This is a genomic window from Sulfurovum sp. (genome assembly GCF_041551015.1).
GTDB lineage: Bacteria > Campylobacterota > Campylobacteria > Campylobacterales > Sulfurovaceae > Sulfurovum.
In genome coordinates this window covers 1-3,889 of record NZ_JBFENQ010000153.1, presented here as the reverse complement: position 1 = coordinate 3,889, position 3,889 = coordinate 1, and the positions used below count along the sequence as shown (strand labels likewise).

Below are 3,889 nucleotides of genomic sequence, written 5' to 3'. Positions count from 1 at the left end.
TGAACCTACTTTACCTCCCAGTCCATCAATGACCCTCTCTATATCTTGTGTCGTTTGTAATCTACCGACGAACCATGTACCTATGTTGGAAAGCCCTTTATAGTCCAAATCTACAGGATTTTGTGTACTCAATACCACCCCTACCCCAAAAGCTCTTGCCTGCTTTAGAAGTAACAGCATAGGCTCTTTACTCGGCGGGTTCTTCGTAGGCGGAAAGAATCCGAAGATCTCATCCATATAGAGTAGTGTTTTGAGTGCAGAGGTACCACTTTGGCGACGCATCCATGCAATGTATTTATTGAGAAGTAATGTGACAAAAAACATACGTTCATCATCATTAAGATGTGAGATAGAAAATATAGCTACTTTGGCCTTACCGTTCTCATCATACAATAGTTTTTGGATATCTAAACTCTCTCCCTGTAGCCAAAGTGAAAAACTTGGGCTTGCAAGAAGAGAATTAAATTTCGTCGCCAATTTGAAACGATCATTTTGTGGATAAAAATCATCTAAAGGCAAAACCCCTATCTTTTTAAAAGAAGGGTTGAGTATCTTTCCTATGATGCTTTCTATACTGAGGTTTTCATCTGCTATCCATGATTTTGTGATGATCTGTGCAAGCAAGATATACTCTTTGGATTCTAAAGGGTCGGCATTAATACCCACCAAAGAGAGTAAGGAGATGGTGATACTCTTTAAATATGAAGCAAAGGTATCTCCATCTTCCATTATCTCTGCTGGGGGGACTTCCAGTGAGCTCATCACATTGATGGAAACTCCGGCAGAACTCCCAGGAGTGTAAATGGTTTTTTTCACATCATGAAACTTTTGTACCCGACCAGTGTTTTGTCCCCAACTCTCTATGCCCTCTTTCCATATGGTAGATATCTTCTTGGCATATTCCGTTACGTTGGCCTCTTTGGATTTCGCTTCATCCGCTACCCATGATTCAAAGGAGGAAGAGGAAAAACTCGGATCCGTAAGGCAGAGGTCTCCCATGTCTCCTTTTGGGTCTATAATAATGGAAGGAATATTGTCTATGACAGCCTCTTCTATGATGCCTATGCCAAGTCCCGTCTTCCCTGAACCTGTCATCCCTATGATCGCTGCATGGGTTGTAAAGTTTTTGTTTTTAAGCAGTGTAAGCGCTTCTGTGGCTTCCATGCTCTGTTTATCTATATCTTTCCCCAGATAAAACAGTCCTAACTTTTCATATATCTCTTGCATAGCATAGTCCTTCATGATAAAAATACATTATATTTATTTTAGCGAAAGTTTATTTAGTTCGTTTTATTATTTTGTGGGTACTGTAGTTGTATTGGTATCTGTTTTTGTTGTAGATTTTTTCTTATTCCCAGGTTTGCTAATTCCCTGTAGCATAAAACTAATGGGCTCTTTTTCTTGTTGCTGTATGAGTACCAAGACTTTATCTTTTTCGTGATAGATATCAAATACCTCTATGTCTGCCATGATCGGGTCTATCTCGACCCTCTCTTCTGACCCTACTGGTAAATGGTAGCCATTTCCTTCTATACGTGCAAGTGTGTTGTCTTTTTTAAGGACAACCCAACATACTTTTGCTCTAGGTAATGCATAAAGAGAGTTTTGTGTCTCTTCCATGCATAATCTGGTAAATTCATCTTTTTGAATTGTAATATTGCCATCGGAGCCCAGTATGTCCAAATACAATACTTTGCTGGCTTTGGTGATCTTTTGCGATTTTTCTACATACTTTTCGAGATGCTGATTAGAATCTTGAAGCATATCAACCGCGCTGAAAAGTGCAACAATCACTATGCCCAAAAGGGCAATGGAGATAAGTACTTCTAAAAGGGTGAATGCTTTTCGGTTACGCATTGACCCTAGCCGTCCATAAGTCCGACACGGATGGCTTCTTCATAACTTGTATGTCCTGATACAAGCATCTCTTTGAGTTTATCTGCGATGGTTTTCATGCCATCTTTTTTCATAGCTTCTCTTACCTGATGGTCATTATAGCCATCTTTCATCATTGCCTTAACCTTATCATCAACGATAAAAAGTTCACCAATGGCTTGTCTGCCTTTATATCCGGTGAAATCACACTCTTTACAGCCTACGGATGTAAAATATAACTTGTCTTGAGGCACATCTATCTCTTGTGCTATGGATGGAGCAAGCTTTGTTTCTTTCTTACAGTGCAAACAAAGTTTACGTGTAAGCCTTTGTGCCAATACCCCCAACAGTGTAGAGGATACAAGAAAGTTTGCTATACCCATATCCATTAAACGACTCAAGGAAGACGTTGCATCATTGGTATGCAAGGTAGAGAGAAGAAGGTGTCCGGTAAGTGCTGAGCGAAGTGCTATTTCCGCTGTTTCATTATCACGGATTTCTCCTACCATGATAATGTCTGGATCTTGTCTCAAAATGGAACGTAATCCTGCTGCAAAAGTTAGTCCTACTTTGGTGTTTACCTGTATTTGAGAAATATTGTCTGCATTATACTCTACCGGGTCCTCTACTGTAATGATGTTCTTGTCTGGGGTTGATATATGTTGTAAACAGGCATGAAGGGTTGTTGATTTACCTGAACCTGTTGGTCCTGTCACCAGTATCATACCATGGGCGTGATTGAGAAGTCTATAGAGATCTTTAGTAATTTCCTCTGCAAAACCTAAAGACTCAAGCGTCGGGATATGTTCTGTTTGAGAGAGTATTCTCATAACGATTCTTTCCCCATGATAGGTAGGTAAAATAGAGACCCTTACATCAATCGTCTTGCCGGAGATAGCCAACTGTGTACGTCCATCCTGAGGAACCCTTTTCTCTGAAATATCAAGGTTTGATATGACTTTAACACGGTTGATCACCAAAGTCACAATACTTTTATCAAGATCAAGATGCTTTTTGAGTGCACCATCTATACGTAAACGTACTTCACCTTTTCTCTCTCCACTTTCAATGTGAATATCACTTGCCCCTTTTTGAAGGGCTTGGAAAAACAGTGAATTTACCAGTTTAATAATAGGGGCAGACTCTTCACTTGAAAGCAGGTCTTGTGAATTACGAATAAACTCTAGTAGATCAGCTTCTGCTTCTATCAGTTCCTCTGAGGTTGTCGCCATTGCTTCAAAGTCAGATCCTGTCTGGATCTCTAAAAATTTGTTCTTTAATCTTTCAAAACTCTCAGCATCTACAATATTCACAGGGTAATCCAATGAGAGCTTTGATAAGTAGTTCAGTGCATCTCCCAGTGTCTTTTCCTCTACAATACATGTCTTCACATGATCAATCATAGAAAATAGCAAGGAGTGTTTGAGTGCCAGTTTATGGTTTATCTCCTCTTCCCAGAGTGGGTCAAGGTTTACATCCTGAAGACGAGGAAAATGCATTACGATTCCTCTAAGATGCTTAAATTGCTTTTAGGTTTTCTCTGGATTCTTCTACTTGCCGGAACAACAGCTTCGGAAGCAGAGACCCCCGTTTTTTCTTCCAGTGCATTACGGACAAGATTGTTATATCTTTCCTGTACTTCTTCAAGTTCAGACAATATCATCTTTAACTTCTCCAGATCTCCGCTTTTTCTTACAATATATGGCGTGAGGTAAATTACAACATTTGTTTCACGTTCTATATCTGAATGATGGGTAAAAAGGGCATCTCCCAAAATCGGAATATCTCCGAGGATAGGTACTTTTGATTCTCCTTTCCCCCCAGCTCTTTTTATCAGTCCTCCAAGAACAATTGTTTTACCATTTTGAACAATAGCATTAGTTTTTACATTTCTTTTTGTCGTAGTTGGTCTATCTGCATTAGGAGAATCACTCTCTAAAACGTCTTCAATGGTTGTCTCGACTTCCAGCGTCACTTGATTGTTACTTGAAAGTCTTGGCTTCACTTTTAGTGT

At 39.6% G+C, this 3,889-nt stretch carries 4 protein-coding genes; all 4 read right to left on the bottom strand.

Annotation, left to right across the window (positions count from 1 at the left end; genetic code table 11):
• The coding region (locus ABZC96_RS08850; protein WP_373030545.1) for an ATP-binding protein at positions 1 to 1,227 on the bottom strand (1,227 nt) is incomplete at its 3' end.
• Positions 1,228 to 1,293: 66 nt separating this feature from the next.
• Complete coding sequence (locus ABZC96_RS08845; RefSeq protein ID WP_373030544.1) at positions 1,294 to 1,857, bottom strand: prepilin-type N-terminal cleavage/methylation domain-containing protein; 564 nt, start codon at positions 1,855 to 1,857, stop codon at positions 1,294 to 1,296.
• A 5-nt stretch (positions 1,858 to 1,862) separates the two neighbouring features.
• Positions 1,863 to 3,374 carry a GspE/PulE family protein gene (locus ABZC96_RS08840; protein ID WP_373030543.1) on the bottom strand — a complete coding sequence of 504 codons (1,512 nt, stop codon included), beginning with the start codon at positions 3,372 to 3,374 and terminating at the stop codon, positions 1,863 to 1,865.
• The coding region (locus ABZC96_RS08835; RefSeq protein WP_373030542.1) for a type II secretion system protein GspD at positions 3,374 to 3,889 on the bottom strand (516 nt) is incomplete at its 5' end. The genes ABZC96_RS08840 and ABZC96_RS08835, both read right to left, overlap by 1 nt.

Excerpts from the sequence above, each read along its gene's own strand:
- ABZC96_RS08845 (WP_373030544.1), bottom strand. The coding sequence starts at position 1,857 with ATGCGTAACCGAAAAGCATTCACCCTTTTAGAAGTACTTATCTCCATT.
- ABZC96_RS08840 (WP_373030543.1), bottom strand. The coding sequence starts at position 3,374 with ATGCATTTTCCTCGTCTTCAGGATGTAAACCTTGACCCACTCTGGGAA.